This is a genomic window from Sphingobacterium hungaricum, from assembly GCF_015210005.1.
Classification (GTDB): Bacteria; Bacteroidota; Bacteroidia; order Sphingobacteriales; family Sphingobacteriaceae; genus Sphingobacterium; species Sphingobacterium hungaricum.
Genome location: NZ_MU158697.1, coordinates 615,464 through 640,209, shown reverse-complemented (window position 1 = coordinate 640,209; position 24,746 = coordinate 615,464). Strand labels below are relative to the sequence as shown.

Annotated in this window: 24 protein-coding genes; 18 read left to right on the top strand and 6 right to left on the bottom strand. The window is 38.0% G+C overall.

The window, feature by feature from the left end; translation table 11 throughout:
• Window positions 1-100 precede the first annotated feature (100 nt).
• Window positions 101-637 (top strand): dCTP deaminase, encoded by a 537-nt coding sequence (gene dcd, locus C4F49_RS02740; RefSeq protein ID WP_196934327.1) that lies wholly within the window; start codon window positions 101-103, stop codon window positions 635-637.
• 93 nt (window positions 638-730) lie between these two features.
• Window positions 731-1,507 (top strand): hypothetical protein, encoded by a 777-nt coding sequence (locus tag C4F49_RS02735; protein ID WP_196934326.1) that lies wholly within the window; start codon window positions 731-733, stop codon window positions 1,505-1,507.
• Window positions 1,508-1,687: 180 nt separating this feature from the next.
• On the opposite strand, the gene prfB is transcribed toward C4F49_RS02735, so the two are convergent.
• The 3 genes from prfB to C4F49_RS02720 all read right to left on the bottom strand — a co-directional run bounded on the left by prfB (window position 1,688) and on the right by C4F49_RS02720 (window position 4,497).
• Window positions 1,688-2,765 (bottom strand): peptide chain release factor 2 gene (gene prfB, locus C4F49_RS02730; protein ID WP_196934325.1). Its coding sequence is split into 2 segments (ribosomal slippage): window positions 1,688-2,704 and window positions 2,706-2,765, totalling 1,077 coding nucleotides; the frame shifts between segments, so codons are not numbered across the junction.
• A gap of 51 nt (window positions 2,766-2,816) precedes the next feature.
• Window positions 2,817-3,473, bottom strand: a complete 657-nt coding sequence (locus C4F49_RS02725; protein ID WP_196934324.1) for a hypothetical protein — start codon at window positions 3,471-3,473, stop codon at window positions 2,817-2,819.
• The gene (locus C4F49_RS02720) at window positions 3,466-4,497 is read right to left on the bottom strand and encodes a hypothetical protein (RefSeq protein WP_196934323.1); all 1,032 of its coding nucleotides are present in this window, start codon (window positions 4,495-4,497) and stop codon (window positions 3,466-3,468) included. The genes C4F49_RS02725 and C4F49_RS02720 overlap by 8 nt, the downstream gene beginning before the upstream one ends.
• A gap of 136 nt (window positions 4,498-4,633) precedes the next feature.
• On the opposite strand from C4F49_RS02720, the gene pgi reads away from it, so the two are divergent.
• Entirely contained in the window at window positions 4,634-6,280 is a 1,647-nt protein-coding gene (pgi, locus tag C4F49_RS02715) for a glucose-6-phosphate isomerase (RefSeq protein ID WP_196934322.1), read from the top strand.
• Between the two features lie 139 nt (window positions 6,281-6,419).
• Window positions 6,420-8,015, top strand: a complete 1,596-nt coding sequence (locus tag C4F49_RS02710; RefSeq protein WP_231388182.1) for a M20/M25/M40 family metallo-hydrolase — start codon at window positions 6,420-6,422, stop codon at window positions 8,013-8,015.
• Here the strand turns inward: C4F49_RS02710 and C4F49_RS02705 are convergent.
• Together C4F49_RS02705 and C4F49_RS02700 are read right to left on the bottom strand one after the other, a co-directional pair.
• Window positions 8,012-8,173 carry a hypothetical protein gene (locus C4F49_RS02705; RefSeq protein ID WP_196934321.1) on the bottom strand — a complete coding sequence of 54 codons (162 nt, stop codon included), beginning with the start codon at window positions 8,171-8,173 and terminating at the stop codon, window positions 8,012-8,014. The genes C4F49_RS02710 and C4F49_RS02705 overlap by 4 nt on opposite strands.
• A 176-nt stretch (window positions 8,174-8,349) precedes the next feature.
• Window positions 8,350-10,479, bottom strand: a complete 2,130-nt coding sequence (locus tag C4F49_RS02700; RefSeq protein ID WP_196934320.1) for a carboxy terminal-processing peptidase — start codon at window positions 10,477-10,479, stop codon at window positions 8,350-8,352.
• Window positions 10,480-10,705: 226 nt separating this feature from the next.
• Between C4F49_RS02700 and C4F49_RS02695 the strand changes: the two genes are divergently transcribed.
• Window positions 10,706-11,437: a dienelactone hydrolase family protein gene (locus tag C4F49_RS02695; RefSeq protein ID WP_196934319.1), complete on the top strand. Its 732-nt coding sequence runs from the start codon at window positions 10,706-10,708 to the stop codon at window positions 11,435-11,437.
• Window positions 11,438-11,444: 7 nt separating this feature from the next.
• Here the strand turns inward: C4F49_RS02695 and C4F49_RS02690 are convergent, their stop codons facing one another.
• Window positions 11,445-12,551 (bottom strand): tetratricopeptide repeat protein, encoded by a 1,107-nt coding sequence (locus C4F49_RS02690; RefSeq protein WP_196934318.1) that lies wholly within the window; start codon window positions 12,549-12,551, stop codon window positions 11,445-11,447.
• Window positions 12,552-12,651: 100 nt separating this feature from the next.
• Here C4F49_RS02690 and C4F49_RS02685 point away from each other — a divergent pair, with 100 nt between their 5' ends.
• The 13 genes from C4F49_RS02685 (at window position 12,652) to C4F49_RS02625 (ending at window position 24,736) form a co-directional block, all read left to right on the top strand.
• A complete protein-coding gene (locus C4F49_RS02685; RefSeq protein ID WP_196934317.1) occupies window positions 12,652-13,932 on the top strand; it encodes a replication-associated recombination protein A in 1,281 nt (426 codons plus the stop codon).
• An 85-nt stretch (window positions 13,933-14,017) separates the two neighbouring features.
• Window positions 14,018-14,539: a 3'-5' exonuclease gene (locus C4F49_RS02680; protein ID WP_231388181.1), complete on the top strand. Its 522-nt coding sequence runs from the start codon at window positions 14,018-14,020 to the stop codon at window positions 14,537-14,539.
• Window positions 14,540-14,551: 12 nt separating this feature from the next.
• Entirely contained in the window at window positions 14,552-15,544 is a 993-nt protein-coding gene (locus C4F49_RS02675) for a mannose-1-phosphate guanylyltransferase (protein ID WP_196934315.1), read from the top strand.
• A 60-nt stretch (window positions 15,545-15,604) separates the two neighbouring features.
• Window positions 15,605-16,369, top strand: coding sequence for a tyrosine-protein phosphatase (locus C4F49_RS02670; RefSeq protein ID WP_196934314.1), 765 nt, complete (start codon window positions 15,605-15,607; stop codon window positions 16,367-16,369).
• Window positions 16,370-16,427: 58 nt separating this feature from the next.
• Window positions 16,428-17,480 carry a dTDP-glucose 4,6-dehydratase gene (rfbB, locus tag C4F49_RS02665; protein ID WP_196934313.1) on the top strand — a complete coding sequence of 351 codons (1,053 nt, stop codon included), beginning with the start codon at window positions 16,428-16,430 and terminating at the stop codon, window positions 17,478-17,480.
• Between the two features lie 6 nt (window positions 17,481-17,486).
• Window positions 17,487-18,032, top strand: a complete 546-nt coding sequence (gene rfbC / locus C4F49_RS02660; RefSeq protein WP_196934312.1) for a dTDP-4-dehydrorhamnose 3,5-epimerase — start codon at window positions 17,487-17,489, stop codon at window positions 18,030-18,032.
• Window positions 18,033-18,039: 7 nt separating this feature from the next.
• Window positions 18,040-18,912 (top strand): dTDP-4-dehydrorhamnose reductase, encoded by an 873-nt coding sequence (rfbD, locus tag C4F49_RS02655; RefSeq protein ID WP_196934311.1) that lies wholly within the window; start codon window positions 18,040-18,042, stop codon window positions 18,910-18,912.
• A gap of 31 nt (window positions 18,913-18,943) precedes the next feature.
• Window positions 18,944-19,807, top strand: a complete 864-nt coding sequence (rfbA, locus tag C4F49_RS02650; protein ID WP_196934310.1) for a glucose-1-phosphate thymidylyltransferase RfbA — start codon at window positions 18,944-18,946, stop codon at window positions 19,805-19,807.
• Between the two features lie 185 nt (window positions 19,808-19,992).
• A complete protein-coding gene (locus tag C4F49_RS02645; protein ID WP_196934309.1) occupies window positions 19,993-20,499 on the top strand; it encodes an ArsR family transcriptional regulator in 507 nt (168 codons plus the stop codon).
• A 47-nt stretch (window positions 20,500-20,546) separates the two neighbouring features.
• Window positions 20,547-21,032 carry an adenylyltransferase/cytidyltransferase family protein gene (locus tag C4F49_RS02640; protein WP_196934308.1) on the top strand — a complete coding sequence of 162 codons (486 nt, stop codon included), beginning with the start codon at window positions 20,547-20,549 and terminating at the stop codon, window positions 21,030-21,032.
• A 2-nt stretch (window positions 21,033-21,034) separates the two neighbouring features.
• The gene (locus tag C4F49_RS02635; protein WP_196934307.1) at window positions 21,035-22,300 is read left to right on the top strand and encodes a nucleotide sugar dehydrogenase; all 1,266 of its coding nucleotides are present in this window, start codon (window positions 21,035-21,037) and stop codon (window positions 22,298-22,300) included.
• A 4-nt stretch (window positions 22,301-22,304) separates the two neighbouring features.
• Window positions 22,305-23,684 carry a nucleotide sugar dehydrogenase gene (locus tag C4F49_RS02630; protein WP_196934306.1) on the top strand — a complete coding sequence of 460 codons (1,380 nt, stop codon included), beginning with the start codon at window positions 22,305-22,307 and terminating at the stop codon, window positions 23,682-23,684.
• Between the two features lie 26 nt (window positions 23,685-23,710).
• Window positions 23,711-24,736 (top strand): NAD-dependent epimerase, encoded by a 1,026-nt coding sequence (locus tag C4F49_RS02625; protein ID WP_196934305.1) that lies wholly within the window; start codon window positions 23,711-23,713, stop codon window positions 24,734-24,736.
• Window positions 24,737-24,746: the final 10 nt, after the last annotated feature.

Below are 24,746 nucleotides of genomic sequence, written 5' to 3'. Positions count from 1 at the left end.
CAAATTTACTCAAGAATTTGGTATTTTTTGCTTGAAATTTAGCCTAATAGTGTATTTTTGATTCCTCTCTAATCTTCACATAGTTTTTAGGGAGCAGGATATGATTTTATCAGATACAAGAATTTTAGAAGAAATAGAAAAAGGAACGATAATTATTGAGCCATTTGACCGTGCAGGATTGGGCACCAATTCATACGATGTGCATTTGGGAAAATATTTGGCAACCTACAATTCCAGAGTGTTGGACGCAAAAGCGCACAACGAGATTACTCATTTTGAAATTCCTGAAAATGGTTATGTCTTAGAGCCAAATACCTTGTATTTGGGTGTGACCTTAGAATACACAGAAACGCATGCGCATGTTCCTTTTTTGGAAGGAAAATCGAGCACGGGACGGTTGGGCATTGATATCCATGCCACAGCTGGAAAAGGCGATGTAGGTTTTTGCAACACCTGGACATTGGAAATTTCAGTCGCACAGCCTGTCCGAATTTATGCAGGCATGCCTATTGGCCAATTGATTTATTTTGTTGTTGAAGGAGATATTGAAACATTTTACAACAGCAAAGGCAATGCAAAATACAACCGCAAAACGGTTCGTCCGGTCGAAAGTATGATGTGGAAGAATAGCTTTTAGAAAGTTTAACTTTTAACTCGGATTGCCATTCAGCACTATTTTGCTTAAGCAAAATAGTGCTGTGATTGGGGTGTAAAGATTAGAACGAAATAAATGAGCTTGAAATTACGATTGATATTGACAACGGCACTTGTTTTCGTTGCGCTAACAATATCCGCTGAATCCAAAACTAGGGTTTCGGCTTTTTTGGGGATTGCTAAACATAGAAATTTAGATGCGGGCGTTACAACTGAAGCCAAAACGTATTTCCAAACCGAGATTGACAAAACGACGAAACGCGCCTTCTCTGAAAAGAACAAGTCCTATTTAGAAAATAAGATAAAAGCAATCGAATCGGACAGCAAAATTCCTCAACGATATAAGGCTTACTGGAAAACCTATCTACTCTACTACACTGCATTGTATTACAAAGATGTTGTGAAAGACGACAATAAAGCGGAAGAATTTATTGAGAAAGCAATCGCAAATGCCAAAAGTAATTTGGCAAATTCTGAGGACTATGCGCTTTATGCAACCTGTGTTTCCTATTCTATTCAATTCGCAAGCAGAATAAAAATGTTGGGAATGTCCGATAAAGTGAAAGCTTTAGCAGAGAAATCACTTCAATTGGATGCCAACAACGTTCGCGCTTACTGCGTTTTGATACAATTGAATTATTTTACTCCGAAATTTTTTGGAGGGATGAGCAAAGTCGAATCTCTAGGGCTCAAGGCTATAAAACTTCCTATACAATCAGACAATAATATGTATGCACCGAGATGGGGGAAATATACTGTCTACGACCTTGTTTACAAATATTATAAATCCAGCAATAAAACAGCTGAAGCGAATAAAGTAAAAACAGCTCAAAAACAGGAATTTCCGAATTAGTACTTAGCTTGTTGCTGACAAAATCCGAATGTTTCAGTTTTGGTAGGTATCGCCTTTACACATAGAAGATAGTTTTAGGTTGATTCCATTCGTGCTACATCAGTAATTTGCACAAAAAAAGCTCGTGTAAAAATTAGAAATTTACACGAGCTTTTTTATCCTTGGATTGAAATTTTTGTCTTAAAATTCCATCAAATAAGCCTTTAAAAACTCATCCAATTCACCGTCTAATACCGCTTGTGCATTTGACGTTTCGTGATTTGTCCGAAGGTCTTTCACTAATTTATAAGGATGGAGCACATAGTTACGGATTTGAGAACCCCATTCAATTTTCTTTTTCGAATCTTCAATTGCTGCGGTTGCTTCTCTTCGTTTGCGCATTTCAATCTCATAAAGTTGCGATTTCAGTAAACGCATTGCGTTTTCCTTGTTCTGCAACTGGGAACGAGATTCCTGGTTTTTAATAATGATTCCAGTTGGCTTGTGGTGCAAACGGACCGCAGTTTCTACTTTGTTTACATTTTGCCCTCCGGCTCCACCTGCACGAAACGTGTCCCATTCAATTTCAGAATCTTTAATGTCAATCTCAATCGTATCGTCCACTAATGGATAGACATAGACCGAAGCGAAAGACGTGTGGCGTTTGGCGTTCGAATCAAATGGAGAGATGCGTACCAGTCGATGAACTCCATTTTCTCCTTTCAAATAGCCATAACCGAAATTTCCTGAAATTTGAAGCGTAACGGATTTTATTCCAGCTACGTCACCTTCTTGATAATCTTGTTCAGTGACTTTGTAGCCATGTTTTTCAGCCCACATAATGTACATGCGCATCAACATCGCTGCCCAATCACAGCTTTCGGTTCCTCCGGCTCCCGCCGTAATTTGTAAGATGGCGTCCAGTTGGTCTTCTTCAGCGCTCAGCATGTTTTTGAATTCCAATTCTTCAACCAGTTCCAAGGTTAGCTGAAATTGTTCTTCCAATTCTTTTTCTGTGGCATCGCCACTTTGGAAGAATTCATAGAGAACTTGGGTATCATCCACAGCAGAGACAACCGAATCAAATTGGTCTGTCCAAACTTTTGTGTTTTTGATTACATGAAGCACTTTTTCGGCTTCTTTAGGTTCGTTCCAGAAGTCAGGTTCTAACGTAACCGCTGTTTCTTTTTCGATTAATTCTTTTTTGACATCGATGTCAAAGATGCCTCCTCAGGGCGGACACTCTATCCCTCAAGTCTTGTATTTGTTCTTTGGTCATAGCACAAATATACTCAAAAAACATTTTTTTGAAGCAAACGAAATGAGGCGATTAACGCATCTCTAAAAACTTGCCATCTATCGAAAAATATGCGCTGTAGTCAGCGCGAACACCATAAATTCGAGTGTTCCAAGTTGCTTTCTTATTTTTCGCATAATTATGGAAATTGAAATAGACATGCTGGATGTTGCCTTTACCTCCAAGTTCTTTCGTTTTATCCATGGATACGTCGTGGACTATTTTGGCGGTAGAAAATTTAATTTCATTAAAAGGCATTAATCCGTCATCGATTTTTTCCAAACGACTTAATTTTACAGGAACGGGTTTCTGCCATTCTCCATTTTGATATTTATACTCATCAATATAAGATGCGCTGTCCGGATTTTGGATACGAATCGAAATGTAACCAGCTTTAAAATCATAGAAATATAGCGAGTGATAGATGTTAATCTTTTTTCCCTTCAATTCAGGAAGATTTTCAAGTTCCGATTGTATGCTATCTAATCGCTCTGCGGAATGATATAGACTTTGAAATGTTTTCGCTTTCGAATGAGCAACAGTATCTGAATGGATTTCATCATCTGCTTGGCGCAAATCTATCCGCTTTGGATTTTTTGTGCGTTCGAAGCTCTCTCTAAGCTTATCACAGGAAATAAAATATAGCGAGAAAGCCAAGATTGCAAAAAGAGAAAAGTGTTTTTTATTCATTTAGTTTGGGGATGTAAATTGTTGTTGGATTTTTGGGGTCATACAGAATTGGGATTGTCACGCCGACATCAACCTTATGAACATCCAAAATGCTGATTAGCCGACTGAAACTAGCGGTATGAGATTTGCCTTCGTAAGTTTCGTACTGTACGGTGATTTTAATTTCTGGCCTGTCATTGACTGTCATTCCAGTTTCGTTTCGATGGATGATAACAGCATTTGCTGTTTTTCCATAAAGAAGCAATAGGTTGTTTTTCGGAGAGAAAATGTCTTTCAGCGTAAAAATCCGAATGATAATAAGTTCGATTAATAAGATAAAGGGAATCAAGACAAATGGATGAGAAAAACTCAAATACCGCCATCCAGCGCCTTGGTTTTCAATCTCATGAGAATAATACAGAAGAATCGGTGCGAATACCAGTAAAAATAAGAAAACAAGATAGTGCATCGTCCTCAATCCCTTGTTCCACACAACGCCTTTTGCTTCTACTTCAATAATTGCTTTTCCATTTTTATCTAAAAGCAGAAGGGGAATATCTGCTCCTAAGGTGTACCTGTTTTTTTCCGGCTGGCTGTCCAGAAATGAAATAGTAGACTGAACCAATGAACCAGCAAAATTGGTGAACTCCACGTTAAGAGAAACCAGTTCTCCGCTCTCGGAAGTTCCTACCGCATGATAGGCAACAATTTTTCCGTTCACCTTTTTAGCTTCGTCAGCTAGATTCTCAAGAAATTTCTTTTTTCTCTTATCGCCAGAAATAAAAATCCTATAGTACAGCAGATAAACCGAAGCCCATAGCAAGCAACCAATTCCTAACCAGAAAAAAGCCATCTCAGCCGACCTGTCAAGGACATTCTCAAACTTCCACATCTCTCCCAAATAATGGATTAACAAAGGGAGTCCGACAGTCATGAAAAGGTTGAATAAGACAATGAAATAAAGCAGAATTCTAAATGTATGAATGGGTTTGTTTTGCATTGCTACGTTAGATTGAGTCGTTTTGTTAAATGTCGTATCCATCATGAAGGTAGCATAAATAAGAGCTAAAAAAAATTAAAAATGTGCCGTTTGTCAAAATCAGGCTAAATGGGGACCTAATAAAATATTTCCGCTGATATGCTTACGTGTTTTGTTATCTTTGAAAAAAGAAGATAACAGTATGTTTCCAAAAATAGATTTTACAACCACACCCTCGTATAAATATTTAGCAGACCATTTCATTTCGATTAACGAAAAAAGCATAAAAGATTTATTTCAAGATGACCCTGCTCGCTTTGAGAAGTTCTCTATTTCTTTTAATGATATTTTAGTTGACTATTCGAAGAATAGAATTAACGAAGAAACGCTTGCTCTTTTGTTTCAATTAGCGAAGGAATGCAAACTTGATGATGCCATCAAAGCGATGTTTGCTGGCGAAAAAATAAATGAAACGGAAGGACGCCAGGTATTGCACACCGCATTGAGAAACCAAAGCGGAAATGCTGTTTTAGTCGAAGGCGAAGATGTGATGCCACAAATTAAAGCCGTTTTAGACCAAATGAAATCGTTTACCAACCGCGTAGTTTCTGGCGAATGGAAGGGTTTTACAGGCAAAGAGATTACCGATGTTGTCAATATCGGAATCGGCGGTTCTGATTTAGGGCCAGTTATGGTGACCGAAGCATTGAAATCTTATAAAACAAGATTGAATGTACACTTTGTATCTAATGTGGATGGAACTCACATTGCGGAAGCAGTCAAAGATTTAAATCCGGAAACGACCTTGTTTTTAATCGCATCGAAAACCTTTACGACGCAGGAAACGATGGCGAACGCCAACTCTGCGAAGGATTGGTTTTTAAATAGCGAAGCGAATGAAAGCGATGTGGCTAAGCATTTTGTGGCATTAAGCACGAATGAAAAAGGAGTCGCGGCATTTGGAATCGATACGCAGAACATGTTTGTGTTTTGGGACTGGGTTGGAGGACGCTATTCGTTATGGTCTGCAATCGGTCTTTCGATTTGCTTAAGCATCGGATTTGATAATTTTGAAGAACTCTTAAAAGGCGCTTATGAAGCTGATGTTCATTTTAAAGAAACAGCTTTTGAAGAAAATATTCCAGTTATACTGGCTGTTTTAGGCATTTGGTATAACAACTTTTTCGATGCGGAAAGCCAAGCGATTCTACCTTATGACCAATACCTTCACCGCTTTGCGGCATATTTCCAACAAGGTGATATGGAAAGCAATGGTAAATATGTTGACCGCAACGGTAATCGCGTCACGTACGAAACTGGGCCTATTATTTGGGGTGAGCCGGGAACAAACGGACAACATGCATTCTATCAACTGATTCACCAAGGAACGAAATTAATTCCTTGCGATTTCATTGCGCCAGCAAAATCACATAATCCTATTGGGAACCACCATCAATTATTGCTATCGAATTTCTTTGCACAAACGGAAGCTTTGATGAATGGAAAGACAGAAGAAGTTGTAGTAGAAGAATTAATAAAAGCAGGAAAGTCAGAGGAGGAAATCGAAAAGCTGAAAAACTTCAAAGTGTTTGAAGGTAACCGCCCGACAAATTCCATTTTAATCAAAGAGATTACACCAAAAGCATTGGGAACTTTGATTGCATTTTATGAACATAAAATCTTTGTTCAAGGTGTTATCTGGAATATTTTCAGTTTTGACCAATGGGGCGTCGAATTGGGGAAACAATTGGCAAACCAAATTTTACCTGAACTTAGCGGTGATGAAAAAATCAATTCGCATGATTCATCCACAAATGGATTAATCAACCAATATAAAGATTGGCGATAATAAATTAATCGTCTTGTTTAAAAACCCTTTGATTAGTTAAATCAGAGGGTTTTCTTTTGTAATAGTTTTGGGATAATGCATTAGTTTTAAAAAAAATCAGGAAATTTAGACTATCCTTTATTTAAATTAATCTATTCGCATGAAAAAGACTATGTCTATTACAAAACTCAAATACCTGTTCAGCGTCCATTTTGTCTTTATTGGATTAGTTGCAATGGCGCAACCTGGCCGTTTTCAGGAGCAAGCCCAAGTCATCGACCCAGTGGTCAAACAAATTATTGATGAAGCAAACAACAATTCGCAGCTGGAGAACCTAGCTTTCGAGCTATTGGATGTGGTAGGACCTCGTTTGGTTGGAACTCCTCAAATGACCAAAGCCAATGAATGGGCAGTTCAGACGTTCCAAAAATGGGGAATTGCTGCAGAAAACCAACAATTTGGAGAATGGCGGGGCTGGGAACGCGGCATATCGCATATCGATATGACCCATCCACGATTAAAAACTATCGCTGGAACGCAATTAGCTTGGAGTCCTAGCACAAAAGGCAAATCCATCGAAGGTGAAGTAATCGCTTTGCCCGATTTTAAAGATTCTTTAGAATTCCGCAATTGGTTGCCGAATGTAAAGGGCAAATATGTGATGATTTCAATGCCTCAGCCAACAGGAAGACCAGACCACAATTGGGAAGAATTTGCCACTCCAGAATCATTTGAGAAAATGAAAAAGGAGCGCGAGGCGCTTTCTACAGCATGGAATTCGAAATTGAGAGCAACGGGCTTAAATCAAAATTCCATTCCCTCGGTTCTTGAAGAAGCGGGAGCTGTAGGTATTTTGACTTCAAACTGGTCAAGAGAGTTTGGAGCCAATAAAATTTTTGGTTCCCGCTCGTATAAAGTCCCTTCTTTGGATATTTCTCTTGAAGATTACGGTATTCTTTATCGATTAACCGATAAAGGGCACAAGCCTAAAATTAAAGTAGAAACATCTTCCAAAGATTTAGGAAATGTTCCATCGTTCAATACCATTGCTACGATTAAAGGAACGGAATTTCCGGATGAATATGTTATTCTCTCGGCACATTTGGATTCTTGGGAAGGCGGTTCTGGTGCAACTGATAATGGAACAGGAACAATCGCGATGATGGAAGTGGCGCGAGTGCTGAAGAAAATTTTACCTAATCCGAAACGAACAATTCTTGTTGGACTTTGGGGCAGTGAGGAGCAAGGATTAAATGGTTCAAGAGCATTTGTATTGGATAATCCTGAAGTGGTAGAGAAGACGCAAGCGGTATTCAACCTCGATAACGGAACAGGAAGAGTTGCTCAAATCAATGGTTCGGGCTTCGTGCATGCGTATGACTTCGTAGGAAGATGGTTGAACGCTGCGCCGAGAGAATTAACAAAAGATATTGAAACCACGTTTCCAGGTTCTCCGGGTGGTGGAGGTTCTGACCACGCTTCGTTCGTAGCCGCTGGTGTTCCTGCGTTTATGTTAAGTTCACTCTCGTGGGGTTATTTTTCAAACACATGGCATACGAATTTAGATACGTACGATAAGTTGGTTTTTGATGATTTGAAAGCGAATGTAGTGTTGACAGCTATTCTTGCTTACAAAGCTTCAGAAGAACCAGGTTTAGTAAATAGAGAACAACGCGTACTTCCTGCTGGAAGAGATGGAAATCCAGGAACTTGGCCAGCTATTCGTCAGCCAAGAAGGACAGGAGTGGGCTATTAAGTGATGGTGATGGAAGTGATGGAAGTGATGATGGTTATGAAGGTGAAGTAGGAATAAGGAATAAAGATTTTGCTTTCTCCTGCTTTTTGTAGTTCTAGCACGAAAACACAGAAACCCATCATAAAGAAATGTCTAGCACCGGTATCGGCGCTAGACATTTCTTTTTAAGTGCCATTGCTTTCAGAATTTCCAGTCTGGTCAACAAAAAAGGCTCAGTACCTTGCATCGGCGATGGACATTGTACCTATTCTACCCTTTGGAATTTGTAGCATAGAGCACACATACCTATTAAAAAAAACGTCTAGCGCCTTTTGTTGGCGCTAGACATTTTTTTTTAATTTTTAATTTTTATCGTTCCCCCGTGAATAAAATCAGCCATTACATTTAGACTTTCATCCAAAATATAATCAAACGATGTTTTCGGCTGCGGTTCGCCTTCTTTCCATAATGGCAGACCTCTTAATTCTAATTCTTTATTGATACGAGCTCTATTTTTTGTTTTGTTATCATCACGCTCTTTTTTCAAATCAGCTTCTTTCAAGCTCACCTGCGGAACTGAATCCAATTTATTGAACGTTGCGATATCCTCTAACAAAAACTCATACTCAGGAGATTTTTTCATTCTGCTTTCATGCGCTGCGTTCAGCGTTTTATTGATGGCAGTTAAGTCGGCAACTTTAGTAAAAGTTGTCGGTTTGATTTGGTCCCAAGGCAAAGCCGAAGGTTCAGAACTTTCGCCAAATTTTTCAGCAGAGAACTGCGTTGGGAAAGATACGTCCGGAGATACACCTTTATGTTGCGTACTGCTTCCATTCACACGGTAGAATTTACCTAAGGTGATGTTGATTTGTCCATATTCTGGAGCTCCGTTAGGTGTGTCTTCATCTTTTTCGCCAGCAGCTTTTAGTAATAATTTGCTCGTTGGGCTAATCACGCGAGACATTTCGATAGCGGATTGAACAGTTCCTTTTCCATAAGATTGAGAACCTAAAATAACACCGCGTCCGTAATCCTGAATTGCGCCAGCAAAAATTTCAGAAGCCGAAGCCGAGAAACGATTGATAATTACACCAAAAGGGCCGTCCCAAGAAGTTCCCGCTTCTTTATCGCTATTGATTTCAATGCGGTTTCTAGTGTCCTTAACTTGAACGACTGGACCTTGGTCAATAAATAACCCTGTTAATTCAATTGCTTCTTGCAGAGAACCACCACCGTTGTTTCTTAAATCCAAAACAACTGCATCTACTTTATCTTGTTTTAAGCTATCCAATAACAATCGGACATCTCTGGTTGTACTTTTGTAATTTGGGTCACGTTTTCTCAACGCTTCAAAATCAATATAGAATTTTGGCAAGGTAATTACACCAACTTTATAGGTATTGCCGTCAGGACCTTTGATTGTTTTCGTCTCTCTTTTGGCAGACTCTTCTTCAATCACGATTTTATCGCGCGTCAAAGTCACAATTTTTGGTTGTGCTGTTAATTCTTGGCCGGAAGGAATGATTTTCAAACGGACAATCGTACCTTTTGGTCCTTTGATTTTTCCGACAGCGGCGTCAATTCTCCAGCCGACAATGTCTTCGAATTCACCTTTTTCACCTTGCGCTACCGCAATGATTTTATCCTCGATGTGCAAGGTCTTATCCTTAAAAGCAGGCCCCCCAGCAATGATTTCTTTAATCGTAACCATTTCGTTGTCCATCTGTAGACGGGCTCCGATTCCTTCCAATGTATTCGACATTCCTTCATTGAACGCTTGCGCAAAAGAAGGGTTGTAATAGGTGGTGTGCGGGTCAACAGCATCTGTAAGTGCGGTCATGACCAATTGAAACGCATCATTAGCATTTGTTTTTTTCGCTTGCGAAATAATGTTTTCATAACGCTTGCGCAAAGTTTCTACATGCTTTGCTGAGTCATCTATTTTGCTTGTGCTTGTCAATTTTAAGTTTAGCAAATCGTATTTCACACGTTTACGCCATTGGTTTTTCCATTCCGCTTCGTCTTTAAACCAATTTAATTTTTCGCGGTAATTGGTGTATGTTTCAGCAACGTTGAAATCATGTGGCGCATCAACTTGCGTCAATGCATATTCCATGGACTCTAAATAACGTTGTGTGTATACGTTGAAAATATAAAATGCGGCTGATAAATCGCCATTTTTATAATCTTGACTGATGGAGTTTTTATACTTTTGAAAATCATCAATATCCGACTGTAGAAAATAGTTTCTTCCTTGGTCGACCGCTTCCAATAAATTGTTGAACACAATTTTAGAAATGGAATCATTCATCGGTACTCTCTTGTAGCTGAAAGTTTCTAATAATCCAGCGACTTCTTTCGCAATAATCTCATGTTGTGTAGTAGGCTTTAGTATTAATCCTTCTTCCTCCAAATTCACGCGAGGCTTTGACCCACAAGCAACAACTAAAACCAGCGCCAGACCAACAATAAAATTTTTAAACATATTTAAGGGTTTATTATAATACATTTTATTCTTTAAAATACTAAATCTACAGTTTCATTAGCTAGAACCGAGTCGCTAAATTTAATTAAAAAACTACACTGTATCTGTTTTAGCATTAAAATTTTTATAAATGTAAAGTCAATTTTTTGAATTTATACTTTAATACCTGTCAATTTGTTCAATTTTGTATATTTATAGGGAATAAACTACATGTAATATTTGTGTTATGAATAAAATTATCCTACTTACCGTGTCTATGATTATCTCAAATTACTCATTTGGACAGCTAAAAGAAGTCACTTACTCTGAAAATTCTCAGGAACTTAAGGGCTTAGTCGGCAAGCCAAAATCCGGAAATGCTGGGGTTTTGATTTTGCCGGCGTGGAAAGGAATAGACAATGAAGCGAAGGAAGCTGCGAAGAATTTGGCAGAAGCAGGTTACATTAGTTTTATTGCGGATATCTACGGCGTTGGTAACACGCCGGCTACAAATGAAGAAGCTGGTAAAGCGGCTGGATACTATAAAACGAACTTTGAGGCGTACCAAAAAAGAATTAAGGCGGGTTTGGACGAATTAATCAAACAAGGTGCTGACCCAAACAAAATTGTCGTAATCGGCTATTGTTTTGGTGGTACTGGAGCGTTGGAAGCGGCACGAGGACAACTACCTGTACAAGCAGCTGTTTCTATTCATGGGGGGCTTTCTAAAGGCAATCGTCAAAATGTACCTATCAAAACGAAAGTATTGGTTTTGCATGGAGCGGATGATGCTTCGGTATCGAAAGCAGATATTGATTTGCTGACCGAAGAATTGAATGCCGGTAAAACTGATTGGCAAATGATTTACTATGCACAGAGCAAGCATACGTTTACAAATCCTGAATCAGCAGACTACAACGAGATTATGGCTAAGCGTTCATGGGAACATCTTATGCTGTTCTTAAAAGAGGTTTTGTAAGGAACGGCTAAAAAATCTCTTCTCTCAAGACCCAATAACTTTTCAAAGACGTTTCAGCTTGCTCATATTCATTGAAAATCATATAGATGTTTCCAATTTTATCTTGAATCGCTAATTCAAGGTATTTGTTGTTTTCGGCTATTGCCAATGTCTGAGCTTGCTGCAATTCTTTTTGAGCAACTTTATAATTCTTTTGAATCATTTTTGAAGAAGCCAACATATATTCTATTTCGGCCAATTCGCTGATTAAATTTTTGCTATTCGCCAAATCGCGCGCTTGCAATAAGAACCATTGCGCTTCAGCATGCTTATTTTGCATTTGATAGATGGTGGCCAATTGTTTCCAAGCATTTATCTTTCCTTCGTAAGCTTTGTTTTTATTGAACAAAGGAATGGCTTTGCGGATGATTGTATTTTCTGCAGAACGATAATCTCGGTCAAAGGCCTGAATTAGAGCAATCTTCACGAGTGAGTTGGCTTGTTCTACAGGCAGTCTGTTATTCACGCTGTACGAATAATATTTGTCTTGAAATTCCGCAGCTCTTTCGTTATTTCTCGTGAACAAATACAGAATCGCTAAGTTGTACTGAATGGATGCAATGTCGTTGATGTGAGTTGTTTTTTGCGCATGCATCAAAGCGTCTAAAAGAAAATTGATGCTTTGCGTGGGATTGTTTTGTTCCAAAGAAAACCTTGCGGACTCATTTAAAAGACCATATGCCAGAACATAATTTTGCTGAATAAGTTCCTGGTCAATATATTGAGTTAATGATTCAATCGTCTTATTATTTTCATTCACGAGCTCTTTGGAAATAATCGCATTGCTTGTCGACTTGAAATCCGCCAATAAATCTTGAAATGCCAGAGCAAAAATAATCGTATCTGCAAAATTCACCTTTGCTTTATAAGAGTCGGATAACAATTCCTCTTTGCTGCGTGGGGCGGGCAAAATATACACAGTTGGGCCTATTCCATTGAATGAAGCATTATATTTATGAATATATCCCGAAGGGTCAATTTTATTGGCTACTTGTGCTTCTAAATTTGGACTCAGAAGTTGAGCGATTAAGAGTACTATTAAGATTCTCAGGGAATTTGTTTTTTTACTCAACATGCAATTTTTTAATCAAAAGTATTAAAAGATTTATAAAATAGCATGCATATTACTAAATATCCCTTAGTATGCTTCGTTAAAAACTGTTAAGTTTGTTGTTATGGTTACAAAAATTCCTTTAGCAGAAAGATTAAGGCCGAAAACCATTTCGGATTATGTCGGTCAGCAACATTTGGTTGGGGAGGATGCTGTGCTGCGCAATGCCTTAAAACAGAAGAATATTCCTTCCATGATTTTATGGGGACCTCCGGGTGTAGGAAAAACGAGTTTGGCATTTATTCTAGCAAAGGAATTGGACCGTCCGTTTTTTAGTCTTTCCGCCATTCAATCGGGCGTGAAAGATGTTCGAGAAGTGATTGATAAGTCAGAACGATTGATTGCTTTTAATCAAGAACAGCCGATATTGTTTATAGATGAAATCCATCGATTTTCAAAATCACAGCAGGACTCACTTCTGGGCGCTGTTGAAAAGGGGACCATCACCTTGATTGGAGCGACAACGGAGAATCCGTCATTTGAAGTGATTTCAGCATTGCTGTCTAGATGCCAAGTCTATGTCCTAGAAAATTTGACGGAAGAAGAGTTAATCTTTTTAATCGAAAGGGCATTAAAAGAAGATGAATTTCTATCCAAAGAGAAAGTCGATATTCAAGAATACGAAGCTTTGTTGCGCCTGTCTGGAGGCGATGCGCGCAGGTTATATAATGTGCTGGAATTAGTAGTAAATGCATCGCTAAATCTTGGAAAACCAATTACAAATGATTTTGTATTGCAACAGGTGCAACAGAATATGGCACTTTATGATAAAACCGGAGAGCAACATTACGATATTATCTCTGCATTTATAAAATCGATTCGCGGTAGCGACCCCAATGCGGCTGTATATTGGCTGGCTAGAATGATTGAAGGTGGAGAAGACGCGAAATTTATCGCAAGGCGACTATTGATATTGGCATCGGAAGACATTGGCAACGCCAACCCGAATGCTTTACTATTAGCAAACACCTGTTTTCAGGCGGTCAACGTAATCGGATGGCCAGAGTCAAGAATTATTCTGTCCCAAACAGTAACGTATTTGGCCAGCTCTCCAAAAAGCAACGCGTCCTATGAAGCAATCGGAAATGCGCAAGCGCTTGTGAAAAAGACAGGCGACTTATCTGTTCCATTGCATTTAAGAAATGCGCCGACAAAATTGATGAAAGATCTGGATTATGGAGCATCGTACAAATACGCACATAGTTATCCTGGAAACTTTGTCGAACAAGAGTTTATGCCCGATAAATTGGTTGGCAAAACGCTCTATGAGCCAGGGAATAATCCTTCGGAAGCCAAGCTGCGAGAGTCTTTGAAGGCTAAATGGAAAAATAAATACGGGTATTAAATCAATTAAAATTTATCGAATGTAGTGAAGAATTGACAATAATCTCTTAAATTACATTTTTATAAAATTTTTATATTTGCCGCCAATGACATTTACATCGATAGATTTTGAACTAGCAAATGCGAACTACAATAGTATATGTTCGATTGGGATTGTGAATGTTCGAGATGGTGAAATTATCAATGAATTTTATAGTTTGGTACAACCGCCAAATAATGAGTACATGTGGCAAACGACGCGCGTTCATGGCATAAAGCCTAAGCACACGCTTGAGTCGCCGACTTTTGGTTCTCTATTTGAGACCATAAAACCTTTGCTTCAAAATCAGTTTATGGTTGCCCACGACGAACAGTTTGACCGGTCTGTCTTGCAAAAAACAATGCAGCTGTATGGATTGAATTATAAAGAATTGGAGCTTCCTGACACTTGGGAATGTACAAGTAAAATTTATCGGGCGATCGGCTTCCCTAAAACAAAATTGAGTATTTGTTGTAGTATAATGGGGATTGAATTGAAGGCTCATGATGCATTATCAGACGCGAAAGCTTGCGCCAGTTTATACTTAAGAAAAGATGTTGCTTCGGAATTCGTTCCTAAAGAAGTTTAATAAAGAAATACAATGAGTGAAATCGTAAATGTAATCCTTTCTGGAGGCGTGGGTTCTAGACTTTGGCCTTTGTCCAGAAAATCAAAGCCAAAGCAATATATTCCTATTTTCGAAGGCAAATCTTTATTTAAACACACCTTAGAGCGGAATCAAAAAATTGCAGAAAAATTGATTCTAGTTGGCAATTCTCAGAATATCGAACTTTCCAGCAGCGAATTGGAGGGCATCACCTACACGAAGATTATAGAATCCGTACCAAGGAATACCGCTGCTGCGGTAGCTTTTGCCGCATTTGCTTGCCATTCGGATGATGTGTTGTTCGTTACTCCTTCTGACCACTTAATTGAAGATGAAGAAGCGTATTTAAAAGCAATCAATCAAGGCATTGCTTTCGCGCAAGAGGGGTACATCGCAACTTTTGGAATTGAGCCGAACAAACCTGAAACAGGTTATGGCTACATAGAACATAAAAACAACGCTGTTATTTCCTTTCGGGAAAAACCGAATGAATATACGGCGAAAGAATTTTTGAAGAAGGGAAACTTCCTATGGAATTCAGGTATTTTTTGTTTCCGCGCGGGAGTTTATTTGAATGAGCTTATGCGTTTTGAACCGAACTTATATGCGGCCGCAGAGAAAGCGTATGAGTTTTCTAAAGACGGTTATTTGAATGAAGAACTTTCACTTCAGATTCCTTCAAAAAGTATCGATTACGCTGTAATGGAAAGAAGCGAGCACATTAAAGTTGTTCCCTCCAATTTTTATTGGTCGGATATGGGTTCATTTGATTCGCTTTATAGTTATTTAGTTAAAAAAGGCCATCCAGTAGATGAACACGGAAATATAAGTATCGGAGTTGACAAACATGTCACTTTCCTTGGTTTGACAGATTCAGTTCTAATCAATACCAACGATGCTATGCTAGTTTTGCATAAATCTAAAGCGCAAGAAGTCAAAGATATATACGAACAATTAGAACGCGAAAACAGCGATTTAATTAATTAAAATAGCCAACATGTAGCGAAAGTTAATTTTTCTTCGTTATAAACAATTACGAAACTTATTATGTCTTTTTGGGGAAAATTATTTAATAGCAAAAAATCAGAAGAAAAAAGTAAAGATGCACACTGTTTATCATGGCTCGGCTGTGATATGCACAACCATTTATTGCCAGCAATAGATGATGGAAGTCAGTCTATTGAACAATCGATACATCTTATACAGGGGTTAAAAGATTTAGGCATCCATAAATCTGTATCTACGCCACATATTATGAAAGGAGTACATGATAATACTCCTGCGACAATTTCAAAAGCCCACCAGAGTTTAACAGCCACATTAGAAGAAAGAGGGATTGATTTTCCAATCGAATACTCGGCAGAATACATGCTTGATGACGGTCTCAGTCATTTGATTGAGAGTGATGAATTATGCTTGATGCCGAAAAAGCATATGCTGATTGAGATGTCATACCTTTCAGAATCCAAATCATTGTTTCAAACAATTAAGGATATACAGGATAAAGGGTACCAGCCTATTTTGGCACATCCGGAGCGCTACAATTATTACCATCAGAATTTTAAAATCTATAAGGAAATTAAAAATGCTGGGTGCATGCTTCAATTAAACCTCTTATCTATTTCCAGATATTATGGAGAAACTGTAAAAACGAATGCAATGATGATGATCAAAGCAGGGATGTATGATTTTGTAGGTACGGATATACATCATGAAAAGCATTTGTCTGGGATTCGGCGGATTGTAAATAAATACGATGTAAAGGATTTAATGAAGTATTGTACGATAAAAAATCAATTGCTTTTTACCTAATAGAACGTAATTAGCGTATTGACAATTAATTTCGACAATATTTAGGTATTTTTACAGCATGCAGAAGACAGTTTTAATTACCGGGGGAGCTGGATTTATCGGTTCGCATGTTGTTCGTGAGTTCGTTAACAAATATCGCGGCTACCAGATTGTTAATTTAGATGCGTTAACCTATGCTGGTAATTTAGAAAATTTGACGGATGTAGAGAATAATGAAAATTATTCGTTTGTGAAAGCAGATATTACGGATGCCCAAGCCGTCAATAAAGTCTTTGAAAAATTTAGACCAGATGGTATTATTCATTTAGCCGCAGAATCGCACGTGGACAGGTCAATAACTAATCCTACCGAATTTGTTATGACGAATGTGATTGGAACCGTGAATCTACTAAATGCTGCAAAGGAATTGTGGAAAGACAACCTTGAAGACAAGCGATTCTATCATGTTTCTACTGACGAAGTCTTTGGTGCATTGGGGCAAGAGGGCTTCTTTACAGAGGATACTAAGTATGATCCACATTCTCCATACTCGGCTTCAAAAGCAGCTTCAGATCATTTTGTTCGCGCCTACCATGATACTTATGGCCTTCCGATTGTGCTAACTAATTGTTCTAACAATTACGGCCCGAATCATTTTCCTGAAAAATTAATCCCACTTTGTATTTACAATATACTAAACAATAAGCCGTTGCCTATCTATGGCAATGGAAAATATACGCGTGACTGGTTATACGTAATAGACCATGCGAGAGCAATCGATTTGGTTTTTCATAAAGGAAAAAATGGAGAGTCGTATAGTGTAGGGGGATTTAACGAATGGCAAAATATTGATTTGGTTAAGGAGCTCTGCAAACAGATGGATGAGAAGTTAGGCAGAGAGACAGGAACCTCCCAACGGTTAATTACTTATGTGAAAGATCGTCCTGGGCATGACTTGCGATATGCGATTGATGCAACGAAGATTAATGAAGAATTGGGCTATCAACCTTCAGTAACATTCGAAGAAGGCTTAAGTAAAACAATTGATTGGTATTTGTCTAATCAGCCATGGCTCGACAACGTTACATCTGGTGATTATCAAAAATATTATGAAACTCAATATAATTCTTAAAGATTGATGAAAATAATACATACCGACATTGAAGGGTGTTTCATTTTAGAACCTAAAGTAATAGTTGACAATAGGGGCTATTTCTTTGAAGGTTACAATGAACATGCTTTTCGAGAATTGACAGGTCTAGACACAAAGTTCGTTCAAGACAATCAATCCTATTCTACTAAGGGAGTTTTGAGAGGCCTGCACGCACAGTCAGGCGAACATGCACAAGCAAAATTAGTTCGCGTTTTACAAGGTAGAGTAATTGATGTCGCTGTGGATGCAAGACCAGATTCTGATACGTTCGGACAGCATGTCGCTGTGGAATTATCAGATAAAAACCAATTGCAGCTATTTGTTCCTCGGGGCTTTTTGCATGGTTTCGTCGTGCTATCTGATCAAGTATCATTCTTTTACAAGTGCGATAATTACTATCATAAAGAATCTGAAGAAGGTGTTATATTCAATGATGAAGATTTAAACATTGATTGGAAATTAGATCCAACTGAATTAATTGTTTCAGAAAAGGATCTGATCTTGCCAACTTTCAAACATCTTTACAAATAGTTGTGTTATGAGTCCTTCCTCTAAAAAAACAGTTCTAGTAACTGGGTCAACCGGTCAGTTAGGATTAGAGTTGCAAGATGTTTTTCGTAATCAAGTACAATTCGAATGTTTTTTTCTAGACAGAAAGCAACTTCCTCTAGATCAAATAAATTTGATTCATCCTGTGTTGGATATGTATCAACCAGACTACATCATTCATGCTGGAGCATATACCGCGGTTGATTTAGCTGAATCCGAACCTTTGCTAGCTGAAAAAATAAATCATTTGGCATCGGATCAAATCGCTGAATACTGCGCCATCAATGACACGAAGTTAATTGCAATTTCCACGGATTATGTATTTAATGGACAATCTTCCTTGCCATTAGATGAGGATTCCGCTACCGAGCCACTGAATGTGTATGGAGAAACAAAGCTCAAAGGCGAACAGGCGATTAATAGGTTATTACCAGACGGCATAATTATCAGAACTTCGTGGGTTTATTCAAAATACGGGAAAAATTTTGTGAAAACAATGCAGCGCCTGTTGTCTGAACGTGATCAAATCCAAGTCATATCGGATCAGATCGGCTCTCCGACCTATGCTAAGGATTTAGCAGAAGCTATTTTTCAAATTATTGATTCGGATAAATGGCAGGGTGGAATTTATCATTATTCAAATGAAGGACAGGCATCATGGTATGAATTTGCTGTTACAATTCGGGATATATTGAATCTTCAATGTCAAGTGCTGGCCATTGGTTCAGAAGAATATCCAACAGCAGCGCAGAGACCAAAATATTCATTATTGGATAAAACTAAAATTAAGAATACATTTGAAATAAACATTCCAGAGTGGAAATCTAGTTTGCAAAAAATGCTAAACGAGGTTTCAAATTAAAACTCTGTGGACTGTCAAAACGAGTAAATAAATGAAAGGAATAATATTAGCTGGAGGAAGTGGTACGAGATTACACCCTTTGACCAAAGTGGTTTCAAAACAGCTGTTGCCAATCTACGATAAACCGATGATTTATTATCCATTGTCAGTTTTGATGTTGGCTAATATCCGCGAGATTTTAATTATTTCTACCCCACGAGACCTGCCAAGTTTTAAAGAGCTTTTTGCTGACGGTGCCGATTTAGGATTGAAAATTTCCTATGCTATTCAAGAAAAACCTGAAGGAATTGCCCAAGCTTTCATCATTGGAGAGGAGTTTATTGGTAATGATGATGTTAGTTTAATCCTTGGTGATAATATATTTTATGGGGCTGGTTTTTCGAAAATACTAGCAGAAAGTATCCATAAAGTGGAAGTCTCGAAGAAGGCAGTAATATTCGGTTATTATGTAGATGATCCCGAAAGATACGGTGTTGTCGAATTCAATCAAGCCGGTGAAGTATTGAGCATTATCGAGAAACCTAAAGATCCTAAATCGAATTACGCAATTGTTGGACTATATTTTTATCCCAATAAGGTTGTCCAAGCCGCAAAAAAAATAAATCCGTCGGACCGAGGCGAGTTAGAAATCACAACAATTAATGAGTTGTTTTTAGGGGAAAAAGAGATTGATGTGCAATTGTTGGGAAGGGGATTTGCATGGTTAGATACTGGAACGCATGAATCATTAAATGAAGCGACTGAGTTTATTGCCGCTATAGAAAAACGAACCTCGCTAAAAGTTGGCTGTTTAGAAGAGATTTCCCTGTCCAAAAAGTGGATAAGAAGAGAAGAAATGTTGGAAAATATTAAAGGATTAAAAGGAATTTATTACGATTACGTGCGTAAACTCTAAATCCATTTTTTCGATTTGGCGGATTTTAATTAGCCAACCTCCTTCACGAATTTAGATATATTTATCTAATTTTTAATAAATGGTCGTTTTTACGACTATACTATTAAATTAACGTTAAGTTTTGTCAATTATTTGCATATATCAGTCAGGTTGAGTACTTTTGTTGCTCGATTTAGTTCGATACTATGCTAGAAGCCTTAATCACATCGAAAACCCGGTTAAAATTGCTGATCAAATTTTTTGTTTCATCGACAAATACAGGTTATTTGCGCGGGATTGCTGAAGAGTTTAATGAATCAACAAATTCAATCCGAAAAGAACTTAATCAACTCTCTGACGCGGGCTATTTAGTTAAAAGTCAGCACAATAATAAAATACTATATAAAGCAAACGAAACACATCCTCTTTTTAAGTCTCTTCAAAAGTTGATTCATTCGTATTTGGGTATTGATCAGATTATTGAAAATGTATTAGATCGGGCTGGCGATGTTTCGTCAGTAGCTTTAATAGGTGATTATGCAAAAGGTTTGGATTCTGGTGAAATTGAAGTTCTAATTTTAGGGAATGATTTAAATACAATATATTTACTTAATCTAGCTGACAAAACGGCTCAATTATTGCGTAAAAAAATAAATTTGTATTTTGAAGAACCTGTAGACATCGTGCATCGAATTGTTTTATATGATGTTTAGCATAAAATAACACTTAAATCTTTTATTTACTAATAACTATTTCATTTATGAAAGAAAAACCGTCTGAAAAGCAACTAGACACTAATTCGGGACCAAGAATAGGTATTACTTTTAGTGCTTTCGATCTACTTCATGCTGGGCATGTTGCTATGCTGGAAGAAGCCAAAAGACAATGTGATTATTTAATTTGCGGTTTGCAAGTCGACCCTTCGTTGGACCGACCGGAAAAGAATAAACCGACACAGACAGTTGTAGAGAGGTATATCCAATTAAGAGGTTGTAAATACGTAGACGAAATCGTGCCATATATTACGGAGCAGGATCTAGATGACGTGTTGCGTTCATTTAAAATTGATGTACGTATTGTTGGAGATGAATACAAAAACAAAAACTTTACAGGACGTGATTATTGTGAAGAAAAGGGAATTGAATTGTATTTCAATAAAAGAGACCATCGTTTCTCCAGTTCAGGATTACGCAAAGTAGTCGCAGAGAAGGAACTAAATAATGCTAAACAGAAAGCGGATAGCTAAACATGCTTAATATCGCTATAATAGGGCAGGGATATGTCGGACTTCCGTTAGGTTTAGCTTTTGCCAATCATTTCGAAGTTTGGGGCTATGATATTGATTTGAAACGAATTGAGGAATTGAAAGCCGGTTTTGATAGAACTAAACAGGTTGACACTCACTTGATTATGGATTCATTACATAATAAATCATATCGCTTCACCTCCTCTATTTCAGATATTTCCTCTGCATCTATTTACATAGTGACAGTTCCTACACCTATCGATAAATACAATTCCCCGAATTTAAGTTTCTTGTTAAATGCTACTAAAGCAATAGCAGAAATTCTTAAACCCGGAGATATTGTGATTTATGAGTCAACAGTTTATCCCGGATGTACCGAAGAGGAGTGTGTTCCAATTTTGGAGCTGTATTCTGGATTAAGTTATAACAAAGATTTTTTTGTAGGATATTCACCAGAGCGAATCAGTCCTGGAGACAAACTTAATACATTATCTTCCATTGTTAAAGTGACTTCTGGCTCTACAGCTGAAATTAGCGAACAAATTGACAAGCTTTATCAAACCATTGTACCAGCAGGGACTTTTAAAGCGCCATCAATTAAAGTTGCGGAGGCATCGAAAGCGATTGAAAATGCACAGCGAGATGTAAATATTTCGTTTGTCAATGAGTTAGCATTAATTTTTGACAGAATTGGAATTGACACTAATGACGTTTTGGATGCTGCGTCTACAAAATTTAATTTTCTAAGGTATCAGCCTGGTTTAGTTGGAGGACACTGCATTTCCGTAGATCCATATTATCTCGCTCATAAAGCAGATCAAGTTGGCTATCATCCGGATGTTATACTTTCAGGAAGAAGGGTCAATGATTCGATGGCTAAATTTGTAGCTTCAAAAGTCGTTAAATTGATGCTGTCGAAAGATATGAACCTTAAGACAAGTGAGGCTTTAATACTTGGTGTCACTTTCAAGGAGAATTGTCCAGATATTCGAAATACGAAGGTGATTGATATTCGAAACGAGCTACTCGAGTATGGAGTTCGAGTCGATATTTTTGATCCTTGGGCAGACCATAAAGAAGTTAAATCAGAGTATGGCGTGAGCATGTTGACAGAATTGGATCCTCGGAAAAAATATGAAGCCGTCATACTAGCTGTGGCACACGATGAATTTTTAACATATAATATTAAATCATTAGTCAAAGATATAAGCATTGTATTTGATATCAAGGCGCGTTTGGATCGCTCTTTGGTTGATGCAAGATTGTAAAGTTATGAAAATTAGAAAAATTACCTGTATAGGTGCTGGCTATGTTGGTGGACCAACGATGTCCGTGATTGCACAAAAGAATTTAAATGTTAAAGTTACTGTAGTCGATTTGAATCAAGCGAGAATCGACGCTTGGAATGACGCTGATTTGTCTAAACTTCCTGTCTATGAGCCAGGATTAGATTCGGTTGTCGCTGAGGCTCGTGGTAGAAATTTATTTTTCTCAACAGATGTCGAAAAAGCAATCGACGAAGCTGACATGATTTTCATTTCAGTAAATACACCAACCAAAACCTATGGAAAAGGAAAAGGACAAGCCGCAGATTTAAAGTTTATTGAGCTTTGTGCTCGTCAAATTGCCGCTGTAGCGACTTCAGATAAAATCGTTGTCGAAAAATCTACACTGCCTGTCCGTACGGCCGAAGCCTTGAAATCTATATTGGATAATACAGGCAACGGTGTAAACTTTCATATACTTTCAAATCCAGAATTTTTGGCTGAAGGTACAGCGGTTGAGGATCTTCATGCCCCAGATCGCGTTTTAATTGGTGGAGAAAATCAAGAAGCTATCCAAGCATTAGTAGACGTATATGCAGCTTGGGTTCCTACAGAACGTATTTTGACGACAAATTTGTGGTCGTCAGAATTATCGAAGCTAGTTGCTAATGCATTTTTAGCTCAACGTGTATCATCAATTAATTCCATCTCAGAATTATGCGAAATTACTGGTGCAAATGTTGATGAAGTTTCGCGTGCTATTGGTCACGACAGCAGAATTGGTTCGAAGTTTCTGAAGGCTTCTGTTGGATTTGGAGGTTCATGTTTTCAAAAAGATATTTTGAATTTGGTGTATATCGCCCGGTCGTACAATTTAGCCGCTGTTGCGGATTACTGGGAACAGGTAATTATTTTGAACGACCATCAGAAAACCCGCTTCGCAGAAAACATTATTAAAACCTTATACAATACCGTAAATGGTAAAAATATAGCTTTCTTAGGATGGGCATTTAAGAAGGATACAAATGATACGCGTGAGTCCGCGGCTATTTATGTTGCAGATCACCTGTTAGATGAGGAGGCAAATGTTATCGTTTACGACCCAAAAGTTCCTGCAGAGCAGATTTACAAAGATCTTGATTATCTAGGCACAAGAACTCCCGAAGAAAACCGTCGTTTAGTGAAAGTTGTAAATGATCCATACGAGGCATTAGCGGATGCTCACGCTGCTGCAATTCTTACCGAATGGGATGAATTTAAAGACTATGACTGGTCGAGAATCAAAGAAAGCATGAAAAAACCTTCTTTTGTATTTGACGGCCGCAAGTTATTAAATAGTGCGCAGTTGCAAGATCTAGGATTCGTGTATTACGCAATAGGAGAATAGGCTGTTATACTTAAATTATTCAGAACATGGGTTATAAAAAAATACTTGTTACCGGAGCGGCAGGATTTATTGGTTTTCATCTTAGCAAAAAGTTGCTTGAACAGGGATTTGAAGTTGTTGGTTTAGATAATATCAACGACTACTACGATGTAAATCTCAAATATGCACGTTTGTCTGAGCTAGGTGTTGAGAGAGCTGAAGCGGAAGAGTGGAATCGTAAATCGATATCGACCACACTTCCAAATTTTACCTTTGTCAGGATCAATCTCGAAGATAGAGAATCTTTGCCACAACTTTTTGCTGAGGAAAGTTTTGATGCGGTTGTAAATTTAGCAGCGCAGGCTGGTGTGCGATATAGTTTGGAAAATCCAATGGCTTATGTTGATAGTAATATCGTTGGATTTGTAAATGTTCTGGAATCATGTCGTCACAACAAAATACAGCACTTGGTTTACGCGTCAAGCTCTTCTGTATATGGGGAAAACGGCAAAGTGCCTTTCTCTGAAGATGATCGAGTTGATTTTCCTGTTAGTCTGTACGCAGCAACAAAAAAGGCCAATGAATTAATGGCCCATACCTACAGCCATCTGTATCAAATCCCTACTTCTGGACTTCGATTCTTTACGGTTTATGGTCCTTGGGGCAGGCCTGATATGGCTCCCATATTGTTCGCTTCGGCGATTACCGAAAATCGAGCGATTAAAGTATTTAATAATGGTGATATGAGTAGAGATTTTACTTATATAGATGATATTGTTAATGGTATTATACTCACGCTGAACAATCCACCAAAGAAAGAAAAAGAACATCCTTTATATCAGGTTTTCAATATAGGAAACGGCTCACCAGTTTCGCTAATGGAGTTTATCGAAACTTTAGAGGAGAATTTAGGACAGGTAGCTGATAAAAACATGATGCCAATGCAACCTGGAGACGTGCCTAGAACTTGGGCGGATACAGAACATCTGAATGCCATCGGTTACAAAAGTGAAACACCAATTCAAAATGGCGTTGAGAAGTTTGTTGAGTGGTTCAAAAAATATACATACTAAATAAGAACAA